28 protein-coding genes are annotated in these 26,246 nt (G+C 42.8%); 14 read left to right on the forward strand and 14 right to left on the reverse strand.

Annotation, left to right across the window (positions count from 1 at the left end; genetic code table 11):
- Positions 1-151: 151 nt before the first annotated feature.
- From spoT to gmk, 3 genes are all read right to left on the reverse strand, one after another.
- Complete coding sequence (gene spoT, locus ED652_RS09070) at positions 152-2,278, reverse strand: bifunctional GTP diphosphokinase/guanosine-3',5'-bis pyrophosphate 3'-pyrophosphohydrolase (RefSeq protein ID WP_122054449.1); 2,127 nt, start codon at positions 2,276-2,278, stop codon at positions 152-154.
- Between the two features lie 39 nt (positions 2,279-2,317).
- Positions 2,318-2,590, reverse strand: a complete 273-nt coding sequence (gene rpoZ, locus ED652_RS09075; RefSeq protein WP_009848003.1) for a DNA-directed RNA polymerase subunit omega — start codon at positions 2,588-2,590, stop codon at positions 2,318-2,320.
- Between the two features lie 119 nt (positions 2,591-2,709).
- Positions 2,710-3,333, reverse strand: a complete 624-nt coding sequence (gene gmk / locus ED652_RS09080) for a guanylate kinase (protein WP_017109197.1) — start codon at positions 3,331-3,333, stop codon at positions 2,710-2,712.
- A 742-nt stretch (positions 3,334-4,075) separates the two neighbouring features.
- Between gmk and ED652_RS09090 the strand changes: the two genes are divergently transcribed.
- The 4 genes from ED652_RS09090 to ED652_RS09105 all read left to right on the forward strand — a co-directional run bounded on the left by ED652_RS09090 (position 4,076) and on the right by ED652_RS09105 (position 7,592).
- Complete coding sequence (locus ED652_RS09090; protein WP_017104989.1) at positions 4,076-5,446, forward strand: NCS2 family permease; 1,371 nt, start codon at positions 4,076-4,078, stop codon at positions 5,444-5,446.
- A 194-nt stretch (positions 5,447-5,640) separates the two neighbouring features.
- Positions 5,641-6,066, forward strand: a complete 426-nt coding sequence (locus ED652_RS09095; protein WP_017109195.1) for a phosphate-starvation-inducible protein PsiE — start codon at positions 5,641-5,643, stop codon at positions 6,064-6,066.
- A gap of 212 nt (positions 6,067-6,278) precedes the next feature.
- Complete coding sequence (locus tag ED652_RS09100; RefSeq protein WP_122054451.1) at positions 6,279-6,911, forward strand: alternative oxidase; 633 nt, start codon at positions 6,279-6,281, stop codon at positions 6,909-6,911.
- 468 nt (positions 6,912-7,379) lie between these two features.
- Positions 7,380-7,592 (forward strand): cold-shock protein, encoded by a 213-nt coding sequence (locus ED652_RS09105; protein ID WP_004735656.1) that lies wholly within the window; start codon positions 7,380-7,382, stop codon positions 7,590-7,592.
- Between the two features lie 321 nt (positions 7,593-7,913).
- Here ED652_RS09105 and ED652_RS09110 read toward each other — a convergent pair whose 3' ends face one another.
- Positions 7,914-8,780 (reverse strand): YicC/YloC family endoribonuclease, encoded by an 867-nt coding sequence (locus ED652_RS09110; RefSeq protein ID WP_004735725.1) that lies wholly within the window; start codon positions 8,778-8,780, stop codon positions 7,914-7,916.
- Between the two features lie 248 nt (positions 8,781-9,028).
- On the opposite strand from ED652_RS09110, the gene rph reads away from it, so the two are divergent.
- Positions 9,029-9,745: a ribonuclease PH gene (gene rph / locus ED652_RS09115; protein ID WP_009847983.1), complete on the forward strand. Its 717-nt coding sequence runs from the start codon at positions 9,029-9,031 to the stop codon at positions 9,743-9,745.
- Positions 9,746-9,978: 233 nt separating this feature from the next.
- Positions 9,979-10,620: an orotate phosphoribosyltransferase gene (gene pyrE / locus ED652_RS09120; RefSeq protein ID WP_017059267.1), complete on the forward strand. Its 642-nt coding sequence runs from the start codon at positions 9,979-9,981 to the stop codon at positions 10,618-10,620.
- Between the two features lie 87 nt (positions 10,621-10,707).
- On the opposite strand, the gene lpxL is transcribed toward pyrE, so the two are convergent.
- From lpxL to coaBC, 3 genes are all read right to left on the reverse strand, one after another.
- A complete protein-coding gene (gene lpxL / locus ED652_RS09125; RefSeq protein WP_122054452.1) occupies positions 10,708-11,688 on the reverse strand; it encodes an LpxL/LpxP family Kdo(2)-lipid IV(A) lauroyl/palmitoleoyl acyltransferase in 981 nt (326 codons plus the stop codon).
- A 21-nt stretch (positions 11,689-11,709) separates the two neighbouring features.
- The gene (slmA, locus tag ED652_RS09130) at positions 11,710-12,300 is read right to left on the reverse strand and encodes a nucleoid occlusion factor SlmA (protein ID WP_016768952.1); all 591 of its coding nucleotides are present in this window, start codon (positions 12,298-12,300) and stop codon (positions 11,710-11,712) included.
- A 138-nt stretch (positions 12,301-12,438) separates the two neighbouring features.
- Entirely contained in the window at positions 12,439-13,680 is a 1,242-nt protein-coding gene (gene coaBC, locus ED652_RS09135; protein ID WP_122054454.1) for a bifunctional phosphopantothenoylcysteine decarboxylase/phosphopantothenate--cysteine ligase CoaBC, read from the reverse strand.
- A 223-nt stretch (positions 13,681-13,903) separates the two neighbouring features.
- Here coaBC and radC point away from each other — a divergent pair, with 223 nt between their 5' ends.
- From radC to mutM, 6 genes are all read left to right on the forward strand, one after another.
- Complete coding sequence (gene radC, locus ED652_RS09140) at positions 13,904-14,578, forward strand: DNA repair protein RadC (protein WP_122054456.1); 675 nt, start codon at positions 13,904-13,906, stop codon at positions 14,576-14,578.
- Positions 14,579-14,870: 292 nt separating this feature from the next.
- Positions 14,871-15,107 carry a 50S ribosomal protein L28 gene (rpmB, locus tag ED652_RS09145; protein ID WP_004728407.1) on the forward strand — a complete coding sequence of 79 codons (237 nt, stop codon included), beginning with the start codon at positions 14,871-14,873 and terminating at the stop codon, positions 15,105-15,107.
- Positions 15,108-15,120: 13 nt separating this feature from the next.
- Complete coding sequence (gene rpmG, locus ED652_RS09150; RefSeq protein WP_002535344.1) at positions 15,121-15,288, forward strand: 50S ribosomal protein L33; 168 nt, start codon at positions 15,121-15,123, stop codon at positions 15,286-15,288.
- Between the two features lie 104 nt (positions 15,289-15,392).
- On the forward strand, positions 15,393-16,922 hold the full coding sequence (locus ED652_RS09155; RefSeq protein ID WP_122054458.1) for a phosphoethanolamine transferase: 1,530 nt from the start codon (positions 15,393-15,395) through the stop codon (positions 16,920-16,922).
- A 69-nt stretch (positions 16,923-16,991) separates the two neighbouring features.
- On the forward strand, positions 16,992-17,579 hold the full coding sequence (locus ED652_RS09160) for a hypothetical protein (RefSeq protein WP_122054459.1): 588 nt from the start codon (positions 16,992-16,994) through the stop codon (positions 17,577-17,579).
- 2 nt (positions 17,580-17,581) lie between these two features.
- A complete protein-coding gene (gene mutM, locus ED652_RS09165; protein WP_122054461.1) occupies positions 17,582-18,391 on the forward strand; it encodes a bifunctional DNA-formamidopyrimidine glycosylase/DNA-(apurinic or apyrimidinic site) lyase in 810 nt (269 codons plus the stop codon).
- 33 nt (positions 18,392-18,424) lie between these two features.
- Here the strand turns inward: mutM and ED652_RS09170 are convergent, their stop codons facing one another.
- From ED652_RS09170 to ED652_RS09200, 7 genes are read right to left on the reverse strand one after another with little or no spacing between them, the layout of a single operon-like run.
- Positions 18,425-20,413: an LTA synthase family protein gene (locus ED652_RS09170; protein WP_122054462.1), complete on the reverse strand. Its 1,989-nt coding sequence runs from the start codon at positions 20,411-20,413 to the stop codon at positions 18,425-18,427.
- A gap of 9 nt (positions 20,414-20,422) precedes the next feature.
- Positions 20,423-20,794, reverse strand: coding sequence for a diacylglycerol kinase (locus tag ED652_RS09175; RefSeq protein ID WP_122054464.1), 372 nt, complete (start codon positions 20,792-20,794; stop codon positions 20,423-20,425).
- Positions 20,787-21,734: a glycosyl transferase family 90 gene (locus tag ED652_RS09180; RefSeq protein WP_122054466.1), complete on the reverse strand. Its 948-nt coding sequence runs from the start codon at positions 21,732-21,734 to the stop codon at positions 20,787-20,789. The genes ED652_RS09175 and ED652_RS09180 overlap by 8 nt, the downstream gene beginning before the upstream one ends.
- Positions 21,731-22,216 (reverse strand): pantetheine-phosphate adenylyltransferase, encoded by a 486-nt coding sequence (gene coaD / locus ED652_RS09185; protein WP_122054468.1) that lies wholly within the window; start codon positions 22,214-22,216, stop codon positions 21,731-21,733. Before coaD ends, ED652_RS09180 begins: the two co-directional genes overlap by 4 nt.
- On the reverse strand, positions 22,209-23,009 hold the full coding sequence (locus ED652_RS09190; RefSeq protein WP_122054470.1) for a glycosyltransferase family 2 protein: 801 nt from the start codon (positions 23,007-23,009) through the stop codon (positions 22,209-22,211). Before ED652_RS09190 ends, coaD begins: the two co-directional genes overlap by 8 nt.
- Positions 23,009-23,773, reverse strand: a complete 765-nt coding sequence (locus ED652_RS09195; protein WP_122054472.1) for a glycosyltransferase family 2 protein — start codon at positions 23,771-23,773, stop codon at positions 23,009-23,011. Before ED652_RS09195 ends, ED652_RS09190 begins: the two co-directional genes overlap by 1 nt.
- A 10-nt stretch (positions 23,774-23,783) precedes the next feature.
- Positions 23,784-24,857, reverse strand: coding sequence for a glycosyltransferase family 9 protein (locus ED652_RS09200; RefSeq protein ID WP_122054478.1), 1,074 nt, complete (start codon positions 24,855-24,857; stop codon positions 23,784-23,786).
- A gap of 97 nt (positions 24,858-24,954) precedes the next feature.
- On the opposite strand from ED652_RS09200, the gene ED652_RS09205 reads away from it, so the two are divergent.
- Positions 24,955-25,647: a 3-deoxy-D-manno-octulosonic acid kinase gene (locus ED652_RS09205; protein WP_122054474.1), complete on the forward strand. Its 693-nt coding sequence runs from the start codon at positions 24,955-24,957 to the stop codon at positions 25,645-25,647.
- A gap of 49 nt (positions 25,648-25,696) precedes the next feature.
- On the forward strand, positions 25,697-26,246 hold a 550-nt coding region (locus ED652_RS09210; protein ID WP_122054476.1), incomplete at its 3' end, for an IS630 family transposase.

Genomic DNA, 26,246 nt, shown 5'->3' on the forward strand with positions numbered 1-26,246 from the left:
AAACGAGATGAGAAGAGATAAAGGGCAGATGAGAGATGCAAGTGAAAGGGATACGAAAAGATTAAAAAAAGATGTGGAGCCAAGATGGTGAGTCACGAAGTCTTTTGCTCTTCGCATCTCGCCATCTCGAATCCCTCATCTTTACTTTGATCTAGTTCTTGCGACGTCTTACTTTCAGCGCGTGTGGCATCACACGTAGCTTTTTCATAATGCTCGCAAGATGAACACGATCTTTAGTGGTCAGCAAGATAGTCACTGTGTACAGGCGTCCGTCACGTTCTTCGGTTGAAATTCCGTGAATGTTAGAGCCTGTTTTTGAGATAACGTTCGTTAACTCAGCCAGTGCACCTTGGTGGTTCTGCAGATCGATCTGAAGTTCAGCCGTGAACTCTTGATCGTAATCGTTAGACCATTCCACAGCCATGTATCTGTCTGGTTCTTTTTGGTAGCCACGTACGTTTGGACACGTTTCGCGGTGAACCACAAGGCCACGACCTGGAGATACATGAGCAATGATGTGATCGCCAGGAATTGGGTGACAGCAGTTCGCGAACGTAAGTAATAGGCCTTCAGCACCACGGATAGGCAATTTCTTCCTAGGCGTATCGCTGTTGTTTGTCACTTCAGTCAGTTCGTCAGCATCACCCAATAGACGACGAGCAATGACGATACTCATCAGCTCACCAAGACCAATCGATGCTAGCAAATCTTCAACGCTTTCTAAGCGTAAGTCAGACAATACATGCTCGATATTCTCTTGGCCGATATCGGCAATAGAGTGTTCACCAAGTGCATGGTTCAGAAGACGACGACCAAGGGTAATAGACTCTTCACGACGCATTGTTTTCAGAACCTGACGGATCTTCGTACGCGCACGTGAGGTCACTACGTAGTTGAGCCATGCTGCATTCGGACGTGCGCCCGGAGCACTGATGATCTCAATAGTTTGGCCATTCTTCAGCGATTTGCTGAGTGGGTAAGGGTTCATGTCTACACGAGCACCGACACACATGTTGCCGACGTCGGTATGTACCGCGTAAGCAAAATCGACTGCTGTTGCGCCTGCTGGAAGTTCGACAATGCGACCTTTCGGCGTGAACACGAAGATCTCATCTGGGAACAGATCAGACTTAACGTTTTCAATGAATTCGAATGAGTTACCTGCGCTTTGTTGAAGCTCAAGTAAGCTCTGCATCCAACGTTGTGCTTTAACTTGTGCGGTTGTCCCATTGCTACTGCGTGAGCCACTGCCTTTATAAGACCAGTGCGCTGCGACACCTTTGTCGGCCATTTGCTCCATATCTTCGGTACGGATCTGAACCTCTACAGGTACCCCGTGAGGGCCGATCATTGACGTATGAAGAGATTGGTAGCCGTTGGCTTTTGGTACCGCAATGTAATCTTTCATGCGGCCCGGGCGTGGCTTGTACAAGCTGTGAGCCTGACCAAGTGCGCGATAACAAGTGTCTGGGGTATCAACCACTACGCGGAAAGCGTAGATGTCCATAATGGTGTGAAAGCGCTGTTCTTTGGTTTTCATCTTGTTATAGATTGAGAACAAGTTCTTTTCACGACCCACGACGCGAGCAGACAAACCGACTTCTTCGAGACGGCCTTCAATTTCGCTATGGATACGTTGGATCATTTCCTTACGGTTACCACGAGCAGCTTTCACTACATTTCTGAGTACGCGATAACGGTTAGGATAAAGGGCTTCAAAGCCCAACTCTTCTAGCTCAGTCTTGATGTTATGAATACCAAGGCGATGAGCGAGCGGAGAATAGATCTCTAGGGTTTCACGAGCGATACGACGCTTTTTATCAGGACGAAGTGCCCCAAGCGTACGCATGTTGTGAGTACGGTCAGCTAATTTGATCAAGATAACGCGGATGTCTTGCACCATGGCGAGAACCATCTTACGGAAGTTCTCTGCTTGCGCTTCTTTGCGATCACGAAATTTAAGCTTATCCAGCTTAGATACACCATCAACCAACTCAGCAACGGTATTGCCGAATTTTTCCTCGAGATCTTCTTTGGTGACATCACAATCTTCGATGACATCATGAAGCAAGGCTGCTTGTAGGGTTTCGATATCCAGACGCATTTCTGCCAGGATTCTTGAAACAGCTACAGGGTGGATAATGTATGGTTCACCGCTTGAACGGGTTTGCCCTTCATGGGCGTCTCTCGCTACCACATAAGATTGACGCAGAGCCTCAATTTGAGGCTCTGTTAGGTATTCTTGGGCAACGTCTTTGAGGCTATCGAATAGATACAAATTAAAGGCCCGGAAGGTTAATTAGTTCGAATGACGTTATTAACGAGTGTGAGCGATGCTGCTTACTGCTGCAAGTTCAGCCGCTTCTTGCTCTTGTTGCTCTTGACGCTCACGAGCATCTAGTACGTCTTTAGTGATAAGACCTTCTTCGATTTCGCGAAGAGCGATAACCGTTGGCTTATCGTTTTCTTCAGGCACTAGTGAATCTTTGCCGCCAGTTTGCATTTGACGTGCGCGGCGAGCCGCAATAAGAACTAGGTCGAAACGGTTGCCAACTTTTTCAACAGCGTCTTGAACAGTTACGCGTGCCATGAGGACTCCAAATAGTAATTAACTAATAAATTTTAGATGACGAGAAAGTATACAAGTTTAACTAGAGACTTTCTAGCTCACCGTATACTTATCTCAATGGAAAATCTAGGGGATCTAGATTATTCCGCTAATAAAGCAGTAAGCATGCCGCTGTATTTAGCTGCTTGCTTATCTTCTTTTAAGCGCTCCGCACGAATGATTGCTCTGAAGTCCATTAAGGCTGCATCAAAGTCATCATTCACGATCACATAATCGTATTCTGCATAGTGAGAAATCTCAGATTTTGCTTCGCTCATGCGTTTCGCAATAACTTCGTCGCTATCTTGACCGCGAACATTCAAACGACGCTCCAGCTCACCATTTGATGGTGGAAGAATGAAGACACTCTTCGCTTGAGGCATTTGTTCACGGATCTGACGAGCACCTTGCCAATCGATATCTAGGAATACATCGATACCGCGGTTTAGGTTTTCTTCAATCCAAACACGTGAAGTGCCGTAGTAGTTGCCGAACACTTCAGCATACTCTAGGAACTCACTCTTCTTGATGAGATCTTCAAAGTGATGTTTCTCTACAAAGTGGTAGTGAACACCATTTTCTTCACCAGGGCGCATACCGCGAGTGGTGTGTGAAACAGATACCTTCATTGCGTAGGTTGGATTGGTTTCCAGCATTGCTGAGATCAAGCTCGATTTACCTGCGCCACTAGGTGCAGATACGATGTAAAGAGTACCTATGCCCATCTGTATATTTCCACTGTTGGTTGGATTGAGTGAGGGCGATAAACCGACACTATAAAAGATAGCACTGACTCTAATTTTTGTTCCGATGGTTGCATCTATTAAGGGATAACAAGTAAAACTAATAGAGACAACTGGTGAAAATTAGGTCAGAAAAATGGAGGCGAAGAGTAGCATATTTAGATGATTGAGAACAACTGACTTGATCGTTATTTATTCTCAAATGATCCTTTGTCTGATCTTCATATAAATGTAATGACCTATGATGTTCAGTTTTTTATGTGATCTGAACAAAATTTGTTGAAGTTTTAATCTCAATCCTTACAATCCGCGCAAACGATTAAATGCTGTATATATCTAGGGTCTGTTGACCTTTCGCGATGGAGTTTTGTTCGAGAAAAAATCGTTTTAGGCGCGGCAAGGAGTTTGTAGCCTAGTATTCTAAGTAAAGACTCCTTAACAAAGCATAAAACGATTTTAGCCGAACCCTTCGGGCAGCGTTTGTTGGTGATTTCTACTGCGTTATCGACTTCTTATGTAGGCTAGCTACACTTCAAAGTCTCTGCCTTGTAGAAATCCCCAACAACTCGCTGCAAAAATCATCTCGAAGGGCCAACAGACCCTACTAGACTAGATGTTTCTACTACCGAGCCTACCTTGGTGACTACAGTTTTTAGTGTAGAGACCCCTCTATTCTCACAGCATTTGAATCTCAAATTTCTTAATTTATTACATAGGTTTTGTTGTGAATACCGACTCCACCCTGAAAGCCCAGAAAACGTCTGGCTCGCTTGACACCCTGTTCAAACTCTCAGAGAGAAAGACCACGATCAGCACTGAGCTATACGCAGGTTTTATCACCTTCTTAGCGATGAGTTATATCTTGGCGGTTAACCCAGCAATTTTGGGTGGTATCCCGGGAATGGACAAAGGAGCTGTATTTACGGCAACCGCTCTTTCTGCGGCTATCGCAACGCTTATCATGGGTATTTGGGGTAACTACCCAGTGATGCTGGCTCCGGGCATGAGCATGAACGGCTTCTTCAAAGGCCTACTATTAAGTGGCTCAGTCGCAGTACTTTGGAATGAAGCGTTATTCGGCATCTTCCTATCGGGTATCCTTTATCTCGCTTTCTCATTGACCAATATTCGTAAGTCGATGATTGAATCGATTCCTGAAGATTTGAAGCTGGCGATTACTGTTTCTCTCGGTTTGTTCATTGCTTTCTTAGGCCTAAAGAATGCCGGCATCATCGTGTCTAACCCATTCGTATTGGTTGGCTTGGGTGACATCTCTGATCCACAAGTGGTTATCGCTTATGTGAGTATCTTCATCGCTCTGGGCTGTATGGTTCGTGACATTAAGCTGGCAACGTTTATCTCGTTTGTTTCAGCGATTGCATTGACGATTTTGGCTGATGTGTTTTTAGGTACATCAAACGCACCAATCCCAGACCAATTCGTTTCTATGCCACCAAGCATGGCCGGTAGCTTCGGTGCGATTTTTGATTTTTCAGCTTTCACCCCTGAGAAAATGTTCGATCTATTGTTCATCGTACTTATCTTCCTGATTGTCGATTTCTTCGATGGCTTAAGCACGATTGTTGGTGTTGGTCGTGATGCGGGTATCATCGACAAAGACGGTAAGGTGCCAAACGCAAAATCGGCGCTAGTGGCTGATGCGGGCGGTACGGTGATTGGTTCAATTCTAGGTACTACATCGATTACCGCTTTCTCTGAATCTGGTATTGCTTCTTCTCAAGGGGCGAAAACGGGCTTGGCAGCGGTGATGGTGGCTGGCTTATTCCTAATTTCGCTCTTCCTATATCCAATCTTCTCTATCTTCTCGGCGGCAATGGTTGCGCCGGCGATGGTCGTGGTGGGTATCTACATGGTTGGCCGTCTTGGTCAGATTAACTGGGAAAAGAAAGAGTCACGCATTGCGGCTTTCTTCACCATCATGTTCACTGTTTTAAGCTTCTCACCAGCAAACGGCATGGCGATGGGTTTCATCAGCTACGCATTTACGATGGTTGTCGCGGGTAAGCGCAAAGAAGTTCACCCTCTTATCTACGGCCTGTGTGTGGTGTTCTTAACTTACTTGATTCTGCTATAAGTTTGATTAGTGGATAAGTAGTCAGTAAGTAAGTAAAAGACAGATGGCTCTGCAGTGACTGTGGGGCCATTTTTGTATCTGTTGTTTGGTTGGCTCACGTTTAATTGATGGCGTTATCCTAAACTTGAGAGTGCGCGACTTATATTGATGCATGCTATTGTAGAGATTGGATTAATTATTTTTGAAGAGTGACTATGCCTTCTCACTTACCTAAGTCTTTTAGTAAGCCTTTCCTTAAGGTTTTCCACATTCTTGAAGCCGTTCTATTGGTGGCGATCACACTGGCGACACTGTTTGCCATGATGGAAGAGTTCATGCACGTCTTTGCGGAACGTCGAGTGCAACTGACCGACATTCTTCTGATGTTCATTTACTTGGAAGTATTGGCGATGGTTCAACAATTTGTGATGAACGGTAAGATCCCTGTGCGATACCCGATCTACATTGCGATGATGGCGATTGCTCGTTACATCACCTTAGGTATGAAAGAGTTAGATGCAGTACTTATCGTTTGGTTGTCGGTCGCTGCCTTTATCTTAGCTGCAGCCACACTGTTAATTCGAGTAGGGCATCATTACTGGCCATATGTCGATCTTCGAACTAAGCAGCCGGATGAGTAACTCAATCAGGTTATAAGCTATTAAGATCCCAGCCATGTTGCTGGGTTTTTTATTCTTTAATTTAAGTCAATAAGACTTCTATGTGTCTTTTGTTGTGTTGATTTGCAAGTGTCAATGTGACTCTTTCTGTTGGTTTATCCTTGCTGCATAAAGGTTTTAGTCTTGGCATGAATGTTGATTGGTAAGTACTAGACTCATATAAGGAACACGCTATGCATTTTGAAAGCACTCATTATAAACCTGAAATTTTCTCCGAAAAGGTTGCACTTCTTGTTACTCGACTTCTCAAAAAGACACTTAACTTGTTTTATGGAAAACACTTAGCCAAACGAGCGATGTTGTTGGAAACCATAGCAGCTGTGCCGGGCATGGTGGCGGGAGTGTTCAATCACCTCAAAGCTCTGCGCCGCATGAAAGATGACGGTGGCTGGATCAAAGAGCTACTGGACGAAGCGGATAATGAACGGATGCACTTGATGATTTTCCTTACCGTTACTAAGCCGTCCATTATAGAACGTATTTTAGTGATGCTATTGCAGTTCATCTTTTTACTTATCTATGGCGTGATCTACTTAGTCTCATCTAAAACGGCACATAGGATCGTTGGTTATTTTGAAGAGGAAGCTTGCAACAGTTACTCAGAATATATCTCGAAAATTCAAGATGGCATGTTGCCCAATCATCCCGCGCCTGAGATTGCGATTAAATATTATCGTTTACCCGAGAATGCCATGTTTTTGGATGTACTTTTCTGCATAAGGGAAGATGAAGCTAAACATAGAGACAAGAACCACGATATTGCCAATCTCTATAAAACCCAGGACTTACCCGATCACCAGTGCTAATCATCAAAAGGCCGATTTATGATAAATAAAGCTCAGCAACCAGAAAATAAAGTCGTCTTCATTACCTTCAAACTCTGGGGTGTGGTTGAGCTTTTCTATGGATCCGAGAAATACGGTCTTACCTGATGGTGAGCGCTTTTGGGTGCGTATGATGAGTAAATTTTTTGAGATCAAAGTCTTATAAATTAAGCTCTGTGGCATAGCAGGGCTTTAATAAAAGCTAACCGAACAAAAAAACATCAATTTTTTCAAATAAAGCTTTACAACCCGGCCCAGATCACCAAGAATGGCGTCGCTCTGTTTTCAGAGTTATTAAATGAAACATCAGTTGTAAAGTAAAACCCTTAGTATTGCTTCATTGTTATTCTCAGTGTTTCCCTTGGCTTCATAGATACATTAAATAATTCAAGCTTTCAGCGCATCGCACTTTTGGCGATTAATTTTTTATTTTTATATAAGGGACACATCATGTCTAACAAAACAAACGGCGTAGTAAAATGGTTTAACGAAGAGAAAGGTTTCGGTTTCCTAACTCAAGACAACGGCGGCGCTGACGTATTCGTACACTTCCGTGCAATCGCTTCTGAAGGTTTCAAGACTCTTAAAGAAGGCCAACAAGTGTCTTTCGAAGTAGAGCAAGGCCAAAAAGGTCTTCAAGCTGCAAACGTTGTAGCTCTATAAGATTTTAAGTCGGCGCAAGTTGCATTAGCAACTTGCGTCACTTTCTCCCTTAAATCTTTCCTCCCTAGTTCCACCTGTAATATCCCCATCAAAATATTCTAAAATCTTTTGTTACATCCGCTTCTCTGTTTTATCTATAGCTGTATCTATCTCTTGCTCCAAACAAATCTCCTGCGTAACAATGTTACTCATCCTGATTGGCATTATTGTATCCATAAAAAAAAGCCCCTAAAACTAGGAGCTTATCTTGATCTAATCAACACTGTTAGTTAATCAACACTGATTCAGCTAATGGCTATTCAGCATGTTACTGACAAACTGTTATTCAATGTTCTGAATTTGCTCACGCATCTGTTCGATAAGAACCTTAAGCTCTACGCCCGATGCTGTGATGTCTGTGCTGATAGACTTAGACGCTAGCGTATTTGACTCACGGTTGAACTCTTGCATCATGAAGTCAAGCTTACGGCCACAAGCGCCACCTTTCTTCAATACTACATTCGCTTCTTTCACGTGAGAATCTAGACGATCTAGTTCTTCTGCCACGTCTGACTTCTGAGCCAGTAGGATAAGCTCTTGCTCAACACGAGAACCTTCAAGTTCAATTTTCGCATCTTCAAATTTGGTAAGAAGACGTTCACGTTGCCACTCTAGGATCTCAGGCATGCGTGCACGAACTTTAACTACTTCTTCAGTGATTGCATCTAAACGCTGAACGATTAGCGCCTTCATGTTTTCGCCTTCACGAGCACGAGCGTCAATGAACTCTGCGATTGCATCGTTGAATGCTTCAAGTAAATCTTTGTTGATGGCATCCATGTCTTGCTCTGGCGTTTCCATCACGCCAGGCCAGTTCATTACTTGGAATGGGTTCAGACGGCTGTCTTCTCCTGTCATCGTCATAACTTGGTTAGCGGCATTGATCACTTGCTGAGCCAAACCTTCGTTAATGCTTAGCTCGCCTTTCGCTGCTGGGTTTGCTTCGAAGCGCAGGTTACATTCAACCTTGCCGCGAGCTAGACGCTTGCGGAAACGCTCACGTAGGATTGGCTCTAAACCACGGAACTGTTCAGGCATACGGAAGTAAGTTTCTAGGTAGCGTTGGTTTACACTACGGATTTCCCATACTGCTGTACCCCAATCGCCTTTTACTTCTTTGCGTGCGTACGCGGTCATACTATAAATCATCGAATTTTCCTGTCTTTTATCATTCTGAAAATAACGCGCACGCATAGTATCACGATATGGTGTGCTCCCGAAGCTTGTCGCTTTCCACTATAAATAGCCTTTCATGATAAATAGCTTTGAACGGTAAATAGATTTGAAAGATAAACTGCTATATAATCTTGCCCCAATCAAAACTGTCTCACCCCTTTCTTAGGTGATGCACTCTTTCGATAGTAAATCACTTCAGACTGTTAATAAGGTAGATACCAATGCGTCCAAATGACCGCGCTGTAGATCAAATTCGTCCAATTAAAATTACTCGTAACTACACAGCTTATGCTGAAGGTTCTGTATTAGTTGAGTTCGGCAACACTAAAGTTCTATGTAATGCGACGGTAGAAGAAAACGTACCGCGTTGGTTAAAAGGCCAGGGAAAGGGTTGGGTAACGGCTGAATACGGCATGCTTCCACGTGCAACGCACACTCGTAACCGTCGTGAAGCGGCGAGCGGTAAGCAAGGTGGTCGTACGATGGAAATCCAACGTCTGATCGCGCGTAGCCTACGTGCTGTTGTTGACCTGAAAGTAATGGGTGAAATCATGATCACTGTCGATTGTGATGTAATCCAAGCGGACGGCGGTACTCGTACTGCTTCTATCTCAGGTGCAAGCGTTGCAATGGCGGATGCTATCAACAGCCTACTAGCAAGCGGTAAACTGAAAAAGAACCCGATGAAAGGCCACGTAGCGGCAGTTTCAGTGGGTATCGTTGGTGCACAAGCACTGTGTGACCTTGAGTACGTTGAAGACTCAGCAGCAGATACCGATATGAACGTTGTAATGACGGAAGACGGTAAGATGATTGAGATTCAAGGCACCGCAGAAGGCGAACCGTTCAGCCACGAAGAGCTGATGCAGCTTTTAGCCCTGGCGAATAAGGGCATTGCCGATATCGTCGAAGCGCAGAAAGCTGCGTTGGCCGACTAATCATTTTTAATAGCTCCCACATTGGGGGCTATTTTTTTATTTTCGTCATATATAACTCTACACCTGTGTTAGCTGCAATTTTTCACCCTAATCACATAGGTTCCCTATGCTCATAGGGCTGAAAAACTTTGCTGCCTTGTTGTAGAGCTATCTATTTAGAAAATACGTCATCGTTAGCTTTCGAAGTGATCGGAAGTTAGGAATTGGAAAGTAAATTAATTTAGAGGATGAGCATGAAAGCATATCAACGTGAATTTATTGAATTTGCACTAGAGAAAGAAGTACTTAAGTTTGGTGAGTTTACTTTAAAGTCTGGCCGTAAGAGCCCTTACTTCTTCAATGCTGGATTGTTTAATACAGGTCGTGACCTAGCGCGTTTAGGTCGCTTCTACGCAGCAGCATTGGCGGATTCTGGTATTGAGTTTGATGTGCTATTTGGCCCTGCATACAAAGGTATCCCAATTGCAACGACGACAGCAGTTGCACTGGCAGATCATCACGATGTAGACACGCCTTACTGCTTTAACCGTAAAGAAGCGAAAAACCACGGTGAAGGCGGCAACCTTGTCGGTAGCGCACTGGAAGGTCGCATCATGCTAGTGGATGACGTGATCACTGCCGGTACTGCGATTCGTGAGTCGATGGAAATCATCCAAGCAAATGGCGCTGATTTAGCGGGCGTGCTTGTTGCTATCGACCGTCAAGAGAAGGGCAAAGGCGAGCTGTCTGCAATTCAAGAAGTTGAGCGTGACTTCGGTTGTGCAATCATCTCAATCGTTAGCCTGACTGACTTGGTGACTTTCCTTGAAGAAAAAGGCACAGACGCAGCACACCTAGAGTCAGTAAAAGCGTACCGCGCTCAATACGGCATCTAATACAATTTGTTATAGCTATAGAATGCACAAGGGGCTGATAAATCATCAGCCCCTTTTCTTTTGGTTCAATTATTTATAGCGGCTATTCTATTTATAACGAATGCCGCGTTCAGCTTCTGGGTCTTCCATCGTCTTAAAGCGCTTGTGCAGCCACATCCATTGCTCTGGAGCTCGTAAGATAATCTTCTCAAGATAGCGGTTTAGATAAGCGGCCGCGGCTTTTTCATCTTTGCGTGGATAGTCATCTTCGATCGACTCATCCGCCATGATTTCATACTTACCATCGGCATTTCTAAAACCAGACCCCGGAACAAGTGCACATCGGCTAGTGTAAGCCAGAATACTGGTGCCCGTTGTGGTACACGCATCTTCTACTGCGAAGAAAGGCACAAACACAGACTTGTTACGGCCGTAATCATGATCCGGCAGATAGAAAAGGATCTCACCTTGACGCAGGATTCGAATCATACGCTTCACATCTTTACGGTGGATAAGACGGTTGCCGTTCTGAGTACGACCACGGTATTGAATGAATTCATAAGCTGGGTTGTTGTGCGGACGATAAACACCTAAACCAGAAATACCAAGTACCGCCATTGCTCGTGCGGTGATCTCTAGGTTCAAGGCATGCACACAACACAACAAAACACCTTTGCCGTTGGCTTTGTGAGTGCGCAGCGTTTGGGTGTCTTTATCCACTAAGATTCTTTTGAAACGCCACGTCGGCCAAAACCAAGTAATCCCAGTTTCGATCAGCGCCATACCAGTATTCTTAAAGTTTTCACTGACCATAGCCGCGACTTCGTCTGCAGGCTTATCTGGGAAGGCAAGTTCCAAGTTACGTGTTGCCACAGCGACACGCTTTTTGCCATAACGAGCGCCAAGAGAGCCTAATGAACGGCCTAACAGCAGTAATACACGGTAAGGTAGAACGTTAACGAGAAATGCCAGTAACCCAAAACCGAACCAAACTCCCCAATGTTTAGGGTGGAGCAAAGCCAAGGTAAAAGGTGGCTTAGTAAGAACGTGTTGTGCGGTGCTGTTTTCCGGAGAAGTTTTCGTCGTCATAACCATCACTTAAGGTTGGGTTTACTTAATTTGAGCGCTCAGTAGTGCCCAGTAAGCATCAAAATTTTCGGTTGGTTGATATTTGAAATCAGAGCGAACAAATCGATTCAGACTGCCTTCAACCTGGCCGAGCAGTTGAGCCGCTAAGATTTTCTCGTCAACCGGGAACGATTTCCCTTCACGAAGTTTTCTTTCACGCAGGATTTGGCGAAGCTGAGTTTCAATACGCTCAAAAAGCTGATTGATTCGTTCGCGCAGGCGCTCATTTTCAAACATTAGAGCATGACCCGATAAAATACGAGTCAATCCAGGGTTACGCTCAGAAAAGACCAAGATAAGCTGCATGACTAAGCGAATACGCTCAAGTGTGTCTTTCTCTTCATCTAGAATGCGGTTGATTCGAGACATCAACGCTTCTTCAATGAACTCGATCAGGCCTTCAAACATGCGGGCTTTACTTGGAAAGTGGCGGTAAAGCGCCGCTTCAGATACGCCGACTTGTTTGGCCAACTTTACCGTTGTGATACGAGAAGCACCTTCGGTCGATTCCAACATTTGTGCCAGCGCTTGCAGGATTTCTTCACGACGGTTTGATTTTCGAGTACCAGCCATCTATTTACTTCCTTCCCTAAAGATGAGGATTGAGTGAAGCAGGATTATAAACACCATTCAATTCTGTTCCTAGTTTTGTAAGACCTAGGTCAACAGAATCGAGAGGTGTCAGCACATTGTCAGAGCGAAATCGTATATTTATTCGACAATAAGTTGTTGGATCTGATCGAGGATCTGGAAACCAAGGGTATCTTTGCTATCAAGTGGCAAAGATTTATCACCGTCTTTCCAATAAAGGTGCAATTCATTGCTACTGCTATTGAAGCCTTGACCTTCGACAGAAACGTCATTGGCGCAAATCATGTCGAGGTTCTTTCTTTCCAGTTTGCCGCGAGCATATTTCTCAACATCTTGAGTTTCTGCAGCGAAGCCTACGGTAAATGGACGGCCTTCCGTCATTGAGGCAACAGAAGCGACAATGTCTGGGTTCTTAACCATTTGAATGGTCATGTCGTCTTTACCATCGACCTTTTTAAGCTTTTGGTCTGCAATGGTCTCAGGGCGGTAATCGGCAACCGCAGCGCAGCTGATGAAAATATCGTGCTGAGCGGCGTTAGCGCTAACGGCATCAAACATCTGTTGTGCGCTGTCGACATCAATACGATTAACCTTGTTTGGCGTTGCTAGTGATACAGGGCCGCTGATTAGAGTCACTGTTGCACCTTGTTTAGCGGCCGCTTCAGCCAGTGCATAGCCCATCTTGCCTGAGCTATGGTTGGTAATGTAACGGACAGGGTCGATGGCTTCACGAGTTGGACCTGCAGTAATTAAAACAGAATGGCCAGTAAGCGGTTTAGGTTGAAAGAAGTCTTCACAATGATGTACGAGCTGCATTGGCTCTAGCATGCGACCCATGCCGACATCACCACACGCTTGTTCACCAGCCGCAGGGCCCCAGATTTCACAACCGCGACGTTTTAGTGTTGCGATGTTCTCTTGAGTTGCCGGATGACTGTACATCTGTTGGTTCATTGCTGGAGATACCGCAACTGGCGCATCGGTTGCTAAAACCAGAGTGGTCAATAGGTCGTTACCCATGCCAGCGGTCATGCGCGCAATAAGGTCAGCGGTTGCGGGTGCTAATAAGACTAGGTCAGCCCATTTCGCCAGTTCGATGTGCCCCATGGAAGCTTCAGCAGCAGGATCAAGCAAACTATCAGATACTGGCCTTCCAGAGACGGCTTGCATGGTGAGAGGAGTGATGAACTCCTTGGCTGCATTCGTCATCACGACTTGTACTTGCGCCCCACGTTCAATTAAGCGTCGAGTCAGTTCGGCACATTTATACGCAGCGATACCACCACTAATGCCAAGTAGGATTTTTTTCCCAGCTAGGCCTTGTAGGTCAGCGTTATCCAGTTGATTAACCAATGTTTGCATGATTCTGTTCCTTAATTTCTCTGGGACTTACGATATCAGAACAAAGGATTAGTGCCTAGAAGCAGAATTCGAACAGACTTGATGCTCATCAAGTTGGTGTTATCAAACCTATCAATTACACGGTTTTGCTAGGCATTAGTCTTCTTTATAACGCTGTGGAAGCTCTCCGTAGACAAACGGATTAGGGTGATGGATCGTATTCATCACCCTAAATAGCCTTTATATGCCTATAAGTAAGATGCCGGTTGAGTCGATGCCAAGAGAAAAGTTACTGAGTCGAGGGCCAGATTCTCTAAGTGATGCGGAGTTGTTAGCGATATTTCTTCGAACGGGTACACAAGGAATGAATGTTTTAGAGCTTTCTGACAAGTTGATCAAAGATTTTGGTTCGCTGCGTAGTCTGTTTTCAGCAACCGAGGCCGAGTTTTGTGCTCATAAAGGGATGGGGCAGGCGAAATATGTCCAGTTGCAGGCCGTTTTAGAGATGACGCAACGTTATTTGGCCGAAACTTTATCTCGAGGTGATGCACTCACTAGCCCAAGCCATACCAAGTTGTATCTTTCGAGTATATTGCGTGATCGTCAGCGAGAAGCCTTCTATATCTTGTTCTTAGATAACCAAAACAGAGTAATAAAGGATGAAGTGATGTTTGAAGGAACCATCGATGCAGCATCAGTTTACCCTAGAGAAGTAGTGAAACGGGCACTTCATCATAATGCAGCGGCATTAATCCTAGCGCACAACCATCCTTCTGGTGTTGCGGAGCCAAGCCAAGCAGATAGGCGAATTACACGCAGATTAACCGACGCATTGGCGCTGGTGGACATCCGAATTCTCGACCATTTTGTGGTTGGAGATGGCGAAGTTATCTCTTTTGCAGAGCGCGGATGGATTTGAATCACATTTTAGGTTGTTAGTTGCGTTAAATCTGCTATCATTCCGCCCACATTTTAGAACCTTAAATCAGCTCTGATTACTCAAATAGCTGCCCTGTTCAAAAAAAGATCACGAAATCCTTAAAAAGGATCTGTTCGGGTCTTGAGCAATGCATGTCAAGTTAGTATAATACGCGACCTTTGATAGCCTTGAATGGATTTTCCATTATGGTTTTTACCTCTATTTTCAGAATTGATAGAGAGGTTCGGCCACCAAGGTTGATATCGAGCTGAAACGATTTGGAGAGACATTCATGTCCCGAGTATGTCAAGTAACTGGTAAGCGTCCAGTAACGGGTAATAACCGTTCACACGCACGCAATGCTACCAAGCGTCGTTTTCTGCCGAACCTACAAACTCACCGTTTCTGGGTAGAGAGCGAAAAACGTTTTGTTAAACTACGTCTAACTGCTAAAGGCATGCGTATTATTGATAAGAAAGGCATCGATGCTGTTCTTGTTGATATCCGTGCACGTGGCGAAAACGTTTAAGAGGAATTAAGCAATGGCTAAAGGCATTCGTGAGAAAATCCGTCTAGTATCTTCTGCTGGAACTGGTCACTTCTACACAACTGACAAGAACAAGCGTAACATGCCAGGCAAATTTGAGATCAAAAAGTTTGATCCAGTAGTTCGCCAGCACGTTATGTACAAAGAAGCTAAAATCAAGTAATTGATAGCCCCTTTGTCTCTTCTTTTATAGAAGAATAAATTAAAAACCCAGCTTATAGCTGGGTTTTTTTATACCCAATTTTCAGATTTTTGGAGTTTGTATCGATGAATGTAGTACTCATCATGGTAAGAGTTGGTATTTTGATTATTTTGGCTTTAATGCTCAATACTGCACTTGGTTATGAAAATAAAGTTGATAGTTTGATCTTATTGGCAATTACTATTTTTTGTTTGAAAAGCATGAATTTCGGTAAGTGGGTATTTGTCTTTATAGTCCTTGTCTCTGCCTTGTACATACCGGTTTCTTTAAATTATGGTCACCCTAACTTGACCATAATTTCTGCCTTGAGTGAAACAAATGTTTCTGAAGCTATTGAATTCGCAAAAGATACTGACTGGCTTGCAATATTGATAGCTATACTGTTCACAGGCAGTACCTTGTTCCTTTTTCATTTTGTTCCAAAAGTTAGTTCCAAAAAATTGAACATTTTTTTAGTTGTTGTATTTAGTTTTCTACTATTTGATAAACCCATTCGAACCATGATTGACAGAAATATTAGCGATGACTATGTATACAAAACAATCTCTTATATGAGATATGCGCCAGCTAGATTTATTTTCGATTGGTATGATTCTTATGATAAGTATCACGAATACAACAAACAGATACGATCTCAAAGAGAAGTAGCGTCGACGTGGATTATCACTAAAGAAAACGATGTATCACAAAATACTATTTTGGTTATTGGTGAAAGTGTTCGTAAAGATTATATGAATGCTTACGGCTTTGAAGCAAATAACACCCCATTTATGTCACACTCTGTTGGTCAGTTATGGCTTGATTTCTTATCAGCTGGGCCAAATACATTTACTTCCGTTATGAGATTCATTACGTTGGGGGATGGTATTAATATTGAGTTAAACAATAATATCAATACACTCGCTAGTACTGCTGGTATAGAGACCTACTGGATATCTAATCAAGGTAGGATGGGAGAGTTTGATACAGGGATTAGCATGATTGCGAGTTATGCTGACAATCTTTCATTTACGCGAAGTGGAAGTTTTAGAGACTCTAATGTGTACGACTCTGCGCTATTACCAGAAGTTCGTTCAGCCTTATCCGAAAACCAAAATTCGAAGCTAATTGTTGTTCATCTGATCGGGTCTCATCCTGGGTTTTGTGACAGAGTTGAAGGCGATGTGGATTTTTCCTTTAACGGAAGTAAAATTTCTTGTTACATTCAATCGATTAAGCAAACGGATTCATTGTTAAGCAACATTAATGACTACGCGAAGCAACAGCCTATTGATTATAATTTGATATACCTTTCCGATCATGGTTTAGGCCATAGAGAAGGTGGTAAGAATTTACGTCATGACCCTTTGGTAAAGCAAGCTTATGAAGTTCCTTTGTTTATTACAGGCTCAAATTTTGATGAGCGCCATATTATGACACCAAGGCGTAATGGCTTTTCAGTGTTGAAAGGAATTTCTGAAGTCATGGGTATTTCAACGGTGAAGTTGGATAAGATGAGTTCATTTTTTTCTGAAGTAGATGACAAAGCGATTGTTAATAATGGTGAGGGGGAAATCGTTGATTTTCAATCACTCAACGAAGATCCAATAAAATAATACCATTGGTTACTAAGGGAGTTATTACAAGTAGCTTCCTTTTAGAAAGGGTTGTATGGAGAATCAGTAATGAAAAAAAGGGTATCACATCGTCGACGCTGGAATTACTACCTTTGTATCGGTATTATTGCTTTTATTGGAATTCTCAACCTACCAACAGTAATAAAAATCTATCTTGTCGAGTCTGCCTCCCCAGTAAGTAGCCCTTACCCTTCTCTTTTAAATCCTGCAGCTGAGCTTCAAGCTTTGCATTTTGCCAATTGGTCAGTTGTGCTAGAAGGCGATCATTGGGTTTATCAATTTAAAGATACAACACTTCCTCAAAATACCAATGCACAAGAGTTGTCACAGCGATGGAAAGAGCTTGTGGGCACCGAAGTCGATTCTCAAACCTATACCGACCTCTCACCACAACTGAATACCCCGCACACCATCGAGGTGTGGTATCAAGATCAAGAAGAACCACAACGCATTACCTATTATCAACTGCCTCAGTTCTGGCTGCTAAAAAACTGGAATGATCAGTGGTTGGCGGTGTCTATTGAAGAGAGCTACTTGTTTCCAAGCTTTAGCTCAGAAGATTCATTTAAATCAGACCATATCTTTAACGCAGACAAGCTATCTATATCAGACAAACTACCTAAATCGGACGACTAACTATGCCTGAATTACCCGAAGTTGAAGTAAGCCGCATGGGGATCTCGCCTCATTTAGTCGGTGAGAAGATAAAGACTCTGACTTTTCGTACACCGAAACTGCGTTGGGATATCCCTCAAGAACTTAAGCAACTAGAAGGACAGGTGATTCGCTCTATCTCACGTCGCGCAAAGTATCTATTGATTGAAACCGATACTGGCACAGCAATTGTTCACCTTGGTATGTCTGGCTCACTGCGCGTGTTAGACGCAGATTTCCCGCCAGCAAAACACGATCATGTTGATCTGAAGCTCACCAATGGCAAGATATTGCGTTACAACGATCCGCGTCGTTTTGGTGCTTGGCTATGGTCGGCACCTAATGAAGTCCATCCTGTACTACTTGGCTCTGGTCCTGAGCCGCTAACTGACGACTTCAATGCAGACTACATTGCTGAAAAGGCAGAAAAGCGAAAAGTGGCCGTCAAACAGTTCATTATGGACAACAAAGTAGTGGTAGGCGTGGGAAACATCTACGCCAACGAAGCATTATTTTCTTCAAGAATTCATCCACTTCGCCCTGCTAACAAGATCACTCAAGCAGAGTGGATGCTACTGACCAAAGAGATAAAACAAGTACTTGCGACTGCCATCAAACAAGGTGGCACTACTTTAAAAGATTTTGCGCAAGCAGATGGCAAGCCGGGGTATTTCGCTCAAGAGTTGCAAGTTTATGGGAAAGCCGGTGAAAAATGCCCAAGCTGTGAAGCTCTGATTCAAGAATTGAAAATAGGGCAGCGGAACACGTTTTTCTGTGAAGAGTGCCAAAGTTAAAAAGGGGAGCATTGTGCTCCCCTTTTACTTTTATTATTGAGCTCTAAAGCCTCTCATTTGCGAATTGATGAACAATGTCTGTAACTTTGAATGTTCTACATCAATATTAGGCGTTGGGTTTGGTATCGATTCCCTTTCAACAGCAAGGTTAGATTCATTCTTCCAAGGGTAAATCGCTTTAGAATCTGTGCTATGGGATACGCCCAGCGGTGTAAAGGTTACTCCGCTTGTGTACGCGTATGGGGATGAGACGTCTTGTTCTGCTAGTAGGTTTCTACCTCCCAGAGAGGTGTATTCTGCGTTTGATAGACTGAAACTATACAGCGTAGGAAAAATATCTCGATGAGAACCGATACGATTTTCTTGGTAACGATATTTGGAGTGCAATAAAATCTCTTGTGGAACATAGAGATAAAAAGGTACAGCATGAGCGACTCCTAGATCCTTTGGATAAGAGATCGAGTAGTTGCGCAAGCGGTGATCACCAGAAGCTGAAATAATAGTATTACTATTCAATTCACTGTCTTTAATGTCACTAATAAAGTCACCAAGTGCATTAGAAGAATATTGGTATGTTTCATAGATCTTCTTTGAGTTTTCTTCACTCAAGGACATTTTCTTCATAGCATACTCACTCACTTCAATAGGACCTGGAGTATAGTTGCTTGGAATTTGGTAAGGAGGATGATTGGTTTGTGTCTGTATCATTACCATAACAGGCTGTGTATTTTCTTTGAGTAGCTTTTCAGCAAACTTAAATGTAAATTCATCAGCGGCACCCCATGTGCTAGCGTACTCAACAGATTCAGGAAACGCTTCGTAGATATCTTCTTCCGAATAAAATTCATCAACCCCTTGTACCGGCATGTAATACTTGAGATTGCGCCATAATGGGCTACCTCCGGTAATGTATATAACTTTATATCCAGCTTTTTTATAAGGTAGGAATGCTGAGCCTGGTAATGGGGTGTTCTGTTCTTTACCGTGGCTTATTGAGTTTACGTTACTATGAAATAACATCATGACGATACTGTTAATGGTCCCGCCTGTACCGGGCAGAAATCGCTCAAAGCTAAAATCGTTCTCGTAATGTGCTCTTAGTGAGCCCAATAGATCGGTTGTTTTCCCATTATCTTCAACAAGTAAGTTTGTCCCCATACTTTCCATGAGAGCAAACACAACGTTAGGTTTGTTGCTTTCAAGGTAGTTGTTTTTATCCGTATGGTAAACTGGTTCGTCCTGACCAAGAACTTGGTGTGCTTTTTCTTCGAAATCCGCTCTTGTTACCGCGGTAAAATTTGCGCTTCTTTTATGCTCGCTTCTTGCCCAATCTAATGCTAAAAAAGCGTTGGGTGTGACTTTATTGAGAACTTCGTAATTTGAAACATTAGCGTGGTATTGTTTGAGTGGGAATGTCCCTACAGAGCCTCGAGCTAACACAAAATAAGCCGCGATGGTAAAGAACACGGTCAGAGTTGTGACCCAAATTTTTTGCTTCGGCCATGTTTTTTTATCTAAATTAGCCCAAACAGATAGCGTTATTTTGAAGAGCGTTATAGTGGTTAATAGCGATATTAACGACATGATGATGATTGGATAATCTTGCCACATTGTTAATAAAACGGCTGAAGTATCATCTTCAACAAGACCAAACATGAAGATATCGAAGTGATTACTGTATGTTTTATAGTAATAATAATTACCAATAGATACAGATACCCCTAAGAAATATATAACAAACGAATAAATGGGAATTATTTTATTGATTAATTTAAATAAATTGGAGCCTGATAGAATTAGCCCCAGTAATAATAATGGCGCAAAGGCTATTGTTGCGACTCTTAAATCAAACCTCAACCCAATGAAAATTGATTGAATATAATCTGGGATGACTTGGTATATTTCACTGGTATCACCAATTAAAAACGTGAAAACCTGTCTAAACAGTGACGCAAAAATAGTGAATAAAGCAACTTGTAACCAAATAATACGAGTGAGCTTTTTGATGTTGTTTTGAAACATAAATCTAACTTAAACCAATATTAATAACCAAGTGAAGATAGCAAATAGAATTGCAACCATGACTGCCGCGGAACCTATGTCTTTCGCTTTACCACTGAGCTCGTGATGCTCTGGACCTATCCGATCAACGACAGCTTCTATTGCTGAGTTGATTAGCTCTAATATAAAAATAAATACTAGGGTTCCTACAAGGGCTAAAGTCTCTAGTTTGCTGATATCGAGATAAAATGCGATAGGTATGAAAATTAAGCAAAGTGCAAGTTCTTGCCTGATCGCAGCTTCACTCTGAAAGGCTGATTTTATTCCTTTGACTGAATACCCTGTTGCTTTGATAACTCGTTTAATCCCGGCGTTTCCGGGTTTGCTGTGATATTCACTCATTATAAACAACTTGCCCTGATTTTTGAAAGTATTTTTGTGCCACGAGTAATGAAATCAACCGCTCTCTCCTCAGATCCTGGAATTGTTTAACCCATTGGTGAGCGTTGTTAATTATCGCTTGTGCCTCTTGTGGATACTTCAGATAATAATCCATCTTTTCGTTTAGATCTGAAAAGTCATCTTTTATTTCAACAAAATGAAAGCCTGGTTTAAGTTTCCCTTCCATGAACCATGTTTCAAAATGTAATTTAGGAGTAAAACAAAGTGAATTTGATGACATGATCCACTTTAGGTTAGTAGCAACATCCATACCTTCTAAGCTAAGTATAAATTTATAATTCAGTTGCTCGGAAATAGTCATTGATGGTGTGACATAGTTTAGTTGTTCAAGGTCGTCATCTTTTGTGTCAATACGGCCGACGTTACAGCGAGGGTTATTAAAATGTGTAACGAGTAACGTCCTCCTATTTGGCCTAAATCCTGTGCCTCGCCATACCAACATATCCTTTTTTTCTAGAAATGGTCGGTCATTCTCCACAAAAAAATAATGTCTGACAGCATTAAGCTTTAGTAACACTGAATTAGCGTTATTCCCTTCAATTGGACGGCTTTTTAAGAAACTAGGTTCACTGGGGATATCAATGACATCTCCGTTAACATATTTGAAAGTGGCAAATTGTGGAAAACTCTTAACGACCTTTAGTAAGTCATAGTAGTACGCACTACCACCAGTCTTTTTAAATCTACTAACTTGGGTTAAGTTTGGGCTAGTCAATATAAAACTAGAATCATTTTTGTTGTAATAGTCAACACGCTGCCGCAGGTAACTTATGTCATACTCATTCTTCCTGCGTAGTAATATTTTTGCAGAGAAACGAAATAAAAATGAAGGGAGGTTAGCGAGAACTCCGTTAATTAAGTAGTACTTAAATTTCTTCATGATCGATTAACTTTCTCTAATATAGCGTTGTTCACCTCGGGAGGAACGAATTGCTTTACATCACCACCGTGAATTGCCACTTCTCTGACAATGGTAGATGACAAGAATGCAAATTCTTCAGAAGGTGTTAAAAAGATACTCTCTAAACCTGGTAAAAGTTTACGGTACATAGTGGTCAATCCGAATTCATACTCAAAGTCCATTGTAGTACGTAAGCCTCGGATTAAAACACTGGCCTTCTGTTCTTCAGCGAAGTCAACAAGGAGTCCGCTAAAGCCTACAACGGAAACATTTGTTAGGTGTCGGCAACATTGGCGAACCAATTTTACTCGTTCTTCTAGATCGAACATCGTATTTTTGGATGGGCTCGCCGCAACGCCAATTACGACTTCCTCGAACATTTTAGTAGTCCGCTCAATCAAGTCTAGATGCCCGTTAGTAATAGGGTCAAAGGTACCTGGATATATTACTTTGTTACTCATAACTCTCTCCACCTAGGAGACTATCAACACCGTTAGTACAACGTTTTAGATTGTTTTTTATCGTGTTATCTAATATCTCATCGTTTTGAGTAAGTGATGCACGTGAGTTTTCTTCGTGGTATAGGTGGTAGCCGACACCTGCGAATTTTAGATAAAGACGGGACTTTTCTGAGTTCAGCATGCGGTGGACGAACTCACTGTCTTCACGTCCCCACCCTACAAAATCTTGGTTGAAGCCGTTAACTGCGATAACATCTTGTCGCCAAAATGCCATATTGCAGCCGCGAGTCGCGTTGTCGTTATTGCGTTCATAAGAGAACCAGTTAGCTAGCCGCGAATTTGTGATGCAGTTCTTACGGTTCCGGATCCCCTTGCTAAAGACAGAAGGAACTAATCCATTTTCCATGATTTCACGACTGCATGCTTCGTCAGTCAGCACTCGTCCACCTTGGACAAACCAACCTGGTTTCGCCACGCGTTTATGTGATTCGATAAAGGTTTGTGACAAAACTATGTCGCCATCAATCATAATCAGGTAATCGCCAGATGCTTTAGCTATAGCACGGTTTCGGCTCATAGAGAGTTGAAAACCATGGTCTTCATGCCAACTGTGTATCAATGGAACCGGGAAACCATTACGCATTTGGTCAATTATTTCTTTGGTGTCTTCTCGAGAACCATCGTCTGCCACAATGACTTCATCAGGCAAAACGGTTTGGCGCGTTACACTCTTTAACACGGATTTTAAGGCTTCTTTCCAGTTATAAGTTGTAATAATTAAAGTTGTTTTCATTATTTCTTTGCCTGTTCTCGTAGGTATAGGTCGATATATTTTACGAATGTAGAGTGCATACATAGCCAAGCTAGAATAAAGCCATGCTTACCGTCTAAGAAACCACGTTTAATAATATACATCTTAATGAAGCTTGCAAAAGCGTGAGTTAGTGCTGTTGTTAGACCGGCACTCTTTCTACCTTCTCTCTCATCCGTCCAGGCTTTTAAGTAACCTGTCGTTTTATTGATGTAGTGGTGAAGGTGCTCGTAGGTATAGTGATGTAACCGCCCATCGAGTTTTTGTATCGCGTAGTTTTGATTCTCAATTTTCTCATGAACAAGAGAGTCATTATATTGAGTGTAATCTGTACGATAGAGGCGAACTATCCAATCTGGGGACCATCCTGAGTGATAGATGAATTTTCCGAATGCGGCACTTAATCGATTTACTTGAAACAGCGTATTGGGTTTATCTTCTGCCACTGCCTTTAAAATGCTCTGTTTTAATTCAGGGGTCACTTGTTCATCAGCATCCAACCATAAAACATAATCAGCCGTAACATATTGTTGAGCAAGTTGTCTTTGCTTCCCAAAGCCGGGCCACTCTAAATTGGTGTAGAACTTATCGGTGTATTGCCTTGCGATCTCTTCTGTGCGGTCGCTGCTACCAGAGTCGAGTAGGACGATTTCATCGACCCAACCTTTTACAGTATTAAGGCATGCCTCAAGATGCTTCTCTTCATTCTTTACAATTAAAGCAACGGCTAAAGTTGGTTTAGACAAGGTTTCTTCCTTATTCGTGCGGTTTAAGGCATTGGTATTGTGGGTAAATATCAGTGACTATTTGGTCAAACATACGAATGACCGTTTCACTTTTTATAAGCTGCATCGCTTGTTCATCTTTTGCTCGTGTGCGCCAGCTTAGATCTTGGCTCGTTTTACCCGTTTCTGCCAGTATCGCCTCTTCGTAAACCGACACTACATATTGCAGGTAGTGGTAAGGCCCAACGCGGCGTGGGTTATGGTGAGCGTATAAACCAATAACTGGTGTTTGCATCGCATTCGCCATATGGGTTGGGCCGGTATCGGGAGCAATGACAAGCTCTACTTTATCAATAATAGCAAGCATCTGCATGATAGAGCTTTTACCAACCAAGTTGCGGCAAGGTTCGGTTAGCTTTTCTTGAATTGCTTGTGTCAACTCGACTTCAACCTGCGCTGGGCTACCTGCCAGAATGACATTCCAGCCTTGATTGCGGGCATGGTTAACCACATCAACATAACCTTGTGCATGCCAGTTCTTATAGGCCTTACTTGCGCCAGGAACCAGGAGTAGGTTAGGTTTGTTGGTGTCGAGCTGTTGTTGTGCCCATGCGTTGTCTGACTCTTTATAGGACAGAGACCAATTCAGCGTTGTATCGTGAACACCAATGTGTTGAGCAAAGGCCATTAGCCCATCTGCGACATGCAGTGAAGAGGGCGAGCTCACTTTGGTATTGGTAAATAACGTCTGAAAATCTTGACTGCGATCGGCCGCAAACCCGAGTTTGTATTTTGCCTTGATACCCAGAGTGGCAAAGCTTGCACGAAGTGCGTATTGCATATGAAGTAGCGCATCAAATTCACGACCTTTGAGCTGCCACCACAGCGACTTGTACCCTTCAAGGCCCGCTTTTTTGTCAAAGGTGAGCACTTCCACGCCTTCAATTGCAGCGAGTAATTGAGCTTCTAACTTTCCGGTGATCCAAGTGATTTTGGTAGCAGGCCATTGCTTTTGAATTGCTTGAACAGTGGCGATGGTGTTGCACACGTCACCTATCGCAGAAAGTCGCAAAATACAGAGTGATTTAGGGGCAGATTCGAACAAAGGCATGAGGTGAGCTCTATCAAATTGATTAATAAGAATTATGCAGTTGGGCTAGGGGAATGTAAAATAAAACTAAGCAATTAGGTAGGTAGATAGGATGCAAACGCTTAACTTTGACAATCAAGTGATTTGGTTTGACGAATCATTAATTTCACCAGATCAGGCAAAGCATGCCTTTGACGCTGAATATTGGCAGCAGCAAAATAAAATCATAGGGAGCGCCACCGGGCGTGGTACGACGTGGTTTGTTGAGTTAGACACTATTCAAGCAGCATTGCGCCATTACCGTCGTGGTGGCCTATTTGGCAAGCTTGTTGAAGACAGTTACCTATACTTTGGTGATGAGAAGACTCGCAGCTACCAAGAGTTCGAACTGCTTAAAGTACTTCAGACGTCGGGGGTTAACGTCCCTAAGCCGATCGCTGCTCGGGTGGTGAAAAGCGGCGTCACCTATAAAGCCGATCTTTTGAGTGAAAAAATTCCTAATGCTCAAGATCTAGTGGCGATCTTACGAGATAAGGCATTGCCTAAGGAAATGTACCAAAAGATAGGCGCTGAAATTCGTAAGATGCATGAGGCTAAGGTTAATCATACTGATTTGAATATTCATAATATTCTTATTGATGATAGATACAAAGTATGGATTATCGATTTCGACAAATGCTATATACAAAATGGAGACAAATGGAAAAAAGGAAACTGGGATCGGTTGAAACGTTCCTTTCTGAAAGAAGTGACAAGGACCAAAATCAATTGGAACGAAGATGACTGGTATTCATTATACCTGTGATCATTGAAGATGCTTGATTTTCAGTAAAATCAGGATCATGCTATGAACTATGAAAATTACACTGACTCCTCAACAGAAACGACAACTCGAAAAAATGCACGACATTGAACGTGATAGTCGAGTTTGCGACCGTATTAAGGCTGTTTTGCTGGCTTCTGAAGGTTGGACTCAGACTATGATTTCTCAAGCTCTTCGTATTCACGAATCGACCGTTGCTCGTCATCTCAGTGATTATGTTCTTTCTGAAAAACTTAAGCCTGAAAATGGTGGAAGCCAAAGCAAGCTTTCTGCTACTCAAACCATGCACTTGATCGAGCATTTGACTGAGAAAACCTATTCTCACACTCATCAAATTGTTGACTACGTTAAAGAGGCATTTGGACTTAATTATACTGTCTCTGGTATGAACAAATGGCTTCACCATAATGGTTTTAGCTACAAGCAACCGAAAGGCGTACCACACAAGTTTGATGAAGCGAAACAGCAAGCATTCATAGCGGCTTATGAAGCGCTAAAGGCAAGCTGTGGCAAGGATGAATCGATAGTTTTTATAGACGCAGTTCACCCAACACTATCAACAAAAATATCTCACGGCTGGA

This window comes from Vibrio sp. Evd11 (genome assembly GCF_900382755.1).
Lineage (GTDB): Bacteria > Pseudomonadota > Gammaproteobacteria > Enterobacterales > Vibrionaceae > Vibrio > Vibrio lentus.

Bases quoted from the DNA above. Each gene is read 5' to 3' on its own strand.
- coaBC (WP_122054454.1), bottom strand. From the start codon at position 13,680: ATGCAAACATTGGTTAATCAACTGGATAACGCTGACCTACAAGGCCTA.
- ED652_RS09205 (WP_122054474.1), top strand. From the start codon at position 24,955: ATGCAAACGCTTAACTTTGACAATCAAGTGATTTGGTTTGACGAATCA.
- ED652_RS09110 (WP_004735725.1), bottom strand. From the start codon at position 8,780: ATGATTTATAGTATGACCGCGTACGCACGCAAAGAAGTAAAAGGCGAT.
- ED652_RS09170 (WP_122054462.1), bottom strand. From the start codon at position 20,413: ATGTTTCAAAACAACATCAAAAAGCTCACTCGTATTATTTGGTTACAA.
- radC (WP_122054456.1), top strand. From the start codon at position 13,904: ATGCCTATAAGTAAGATGCCGGTTGAGTCGATGCCAAGAGAAAAGTTA.
- ED652_RS09095 (WP_017109195.1), top strand. From the start codon at position 5,641: ATGCCTTCTCACTTACCTAAGTCTTTTAGTAAGCCTTTCCTTAAGGTT.
- coaD (WP_122054468.1), bottom strand. From the start codon at position 22,216: ATGAGTAACAAAGTAATATATCCAGGTACCTTTGACCCTATTACTAAC.
- lpxL (WP_122054452.1), bottom strand. From the start codon at position 11,688: ATGACGACGAAAACTTCTCCGGAAAACAGCACCGCACAACACGTTCTT.
- ED652_RS09160 (WP_122054459.1), top strand. From the start codon at position 16,992: ATGAAAAAAAGGGTATCACATCGTCGACGCTGGAATTACTACCTTTGT.
- rpmG (WP_002535344.1), top strand. From the start codon at position 15,121: ATGGCTAAAGGCATTCGTGAGAAAATCCGTCTAGTATCTTCTGCTGGA.
- ED652_RS09100 (WP_122054451.1), top strand. From the start codon at position 6,279: ATGCATTTTGAAAGCACTCATTATAAACCTGAAATTTTCTCCGAAAAG.
- slmA (WP_016768952.1), bottom strand. From the start codon at position 12,300: ATGGCTGGTACTCGAAAATCAAACCGTCGTGAAGAAATCCTGCAAGCG.
- ED652_RS09190 (WP_122054470.1), bottom strand. From the start codon at position 23,009: ATGAAAACAACTTTAATTATTACAACTTATAACTGGAAAGAAGCCTTA.
- pyrE (WP_017059267.1), top strand. From the start codon at position 9,979: ATGAAAGCATATCAACGTGAATTTATTGAATTTGCACTAGAGAAAGAA.
- ED652_RS09105 (WP_004735656.1), top strand. From the start codon at position 7,380: ATGTCTAACAAAACAAACGGCGTAGTAAAATGGTTTAACGAAGAGAAA.
- rph (WP_009847983.1), top strand. From the start codon at position 9,029: ATGCGTCCAAATGACCGCGCTGTAGATCAAATTCGTCCAATTAAAATT.
- ED652_RS09175 (WP_122054464.1), bottom strand. From the start codon at position 20,794: ATGAGTGAATATCACAGCAAACCCGGAAACGCCGGGATTAAACGAGTT.
- gmk (WP_017109197.1), bottom strand. From the start codon at position 3,333: ATGGGCATAGGTACTCTTTACATCGTATCTGCACCTAGTGGCGCAGGT.
- ED652_RS09180 (WP_122054466.1), bottom strand. From the start codon at position 21,734: ATGAAGAAATTTAAGTACTACTTAATTAACGGAGTTCTCGCTAACCTC.
- mutM (WP_122054461.1), top strand. From the start codon at position 17,582: ATGCCTGAATTACCCGAAGTTGAAGTAAGCCGCATGGGGATCTCGCCT.
- rpoZ (WP_009848003.1), bottom strand. From the start codon at position 2,590: ATGGCACGCGTAACTGTTCAAGACGCTGTTGAAAAAGTTGGCAACCGT.
- rpmB (WP_004728407.1), top strand. From the start codon at position 14,871: ATGTCCCGAGTATGTCAAGTAACTGGTAAGCGTCCAGTAACGGGTAAT.
- ED652_RS09155 (WP_122054458.1), top strand. From the start codon at position 15,393: ATGAATGTAGTACTCATCATGGTAAGAGTTGGTATTTTGATTATTTTG.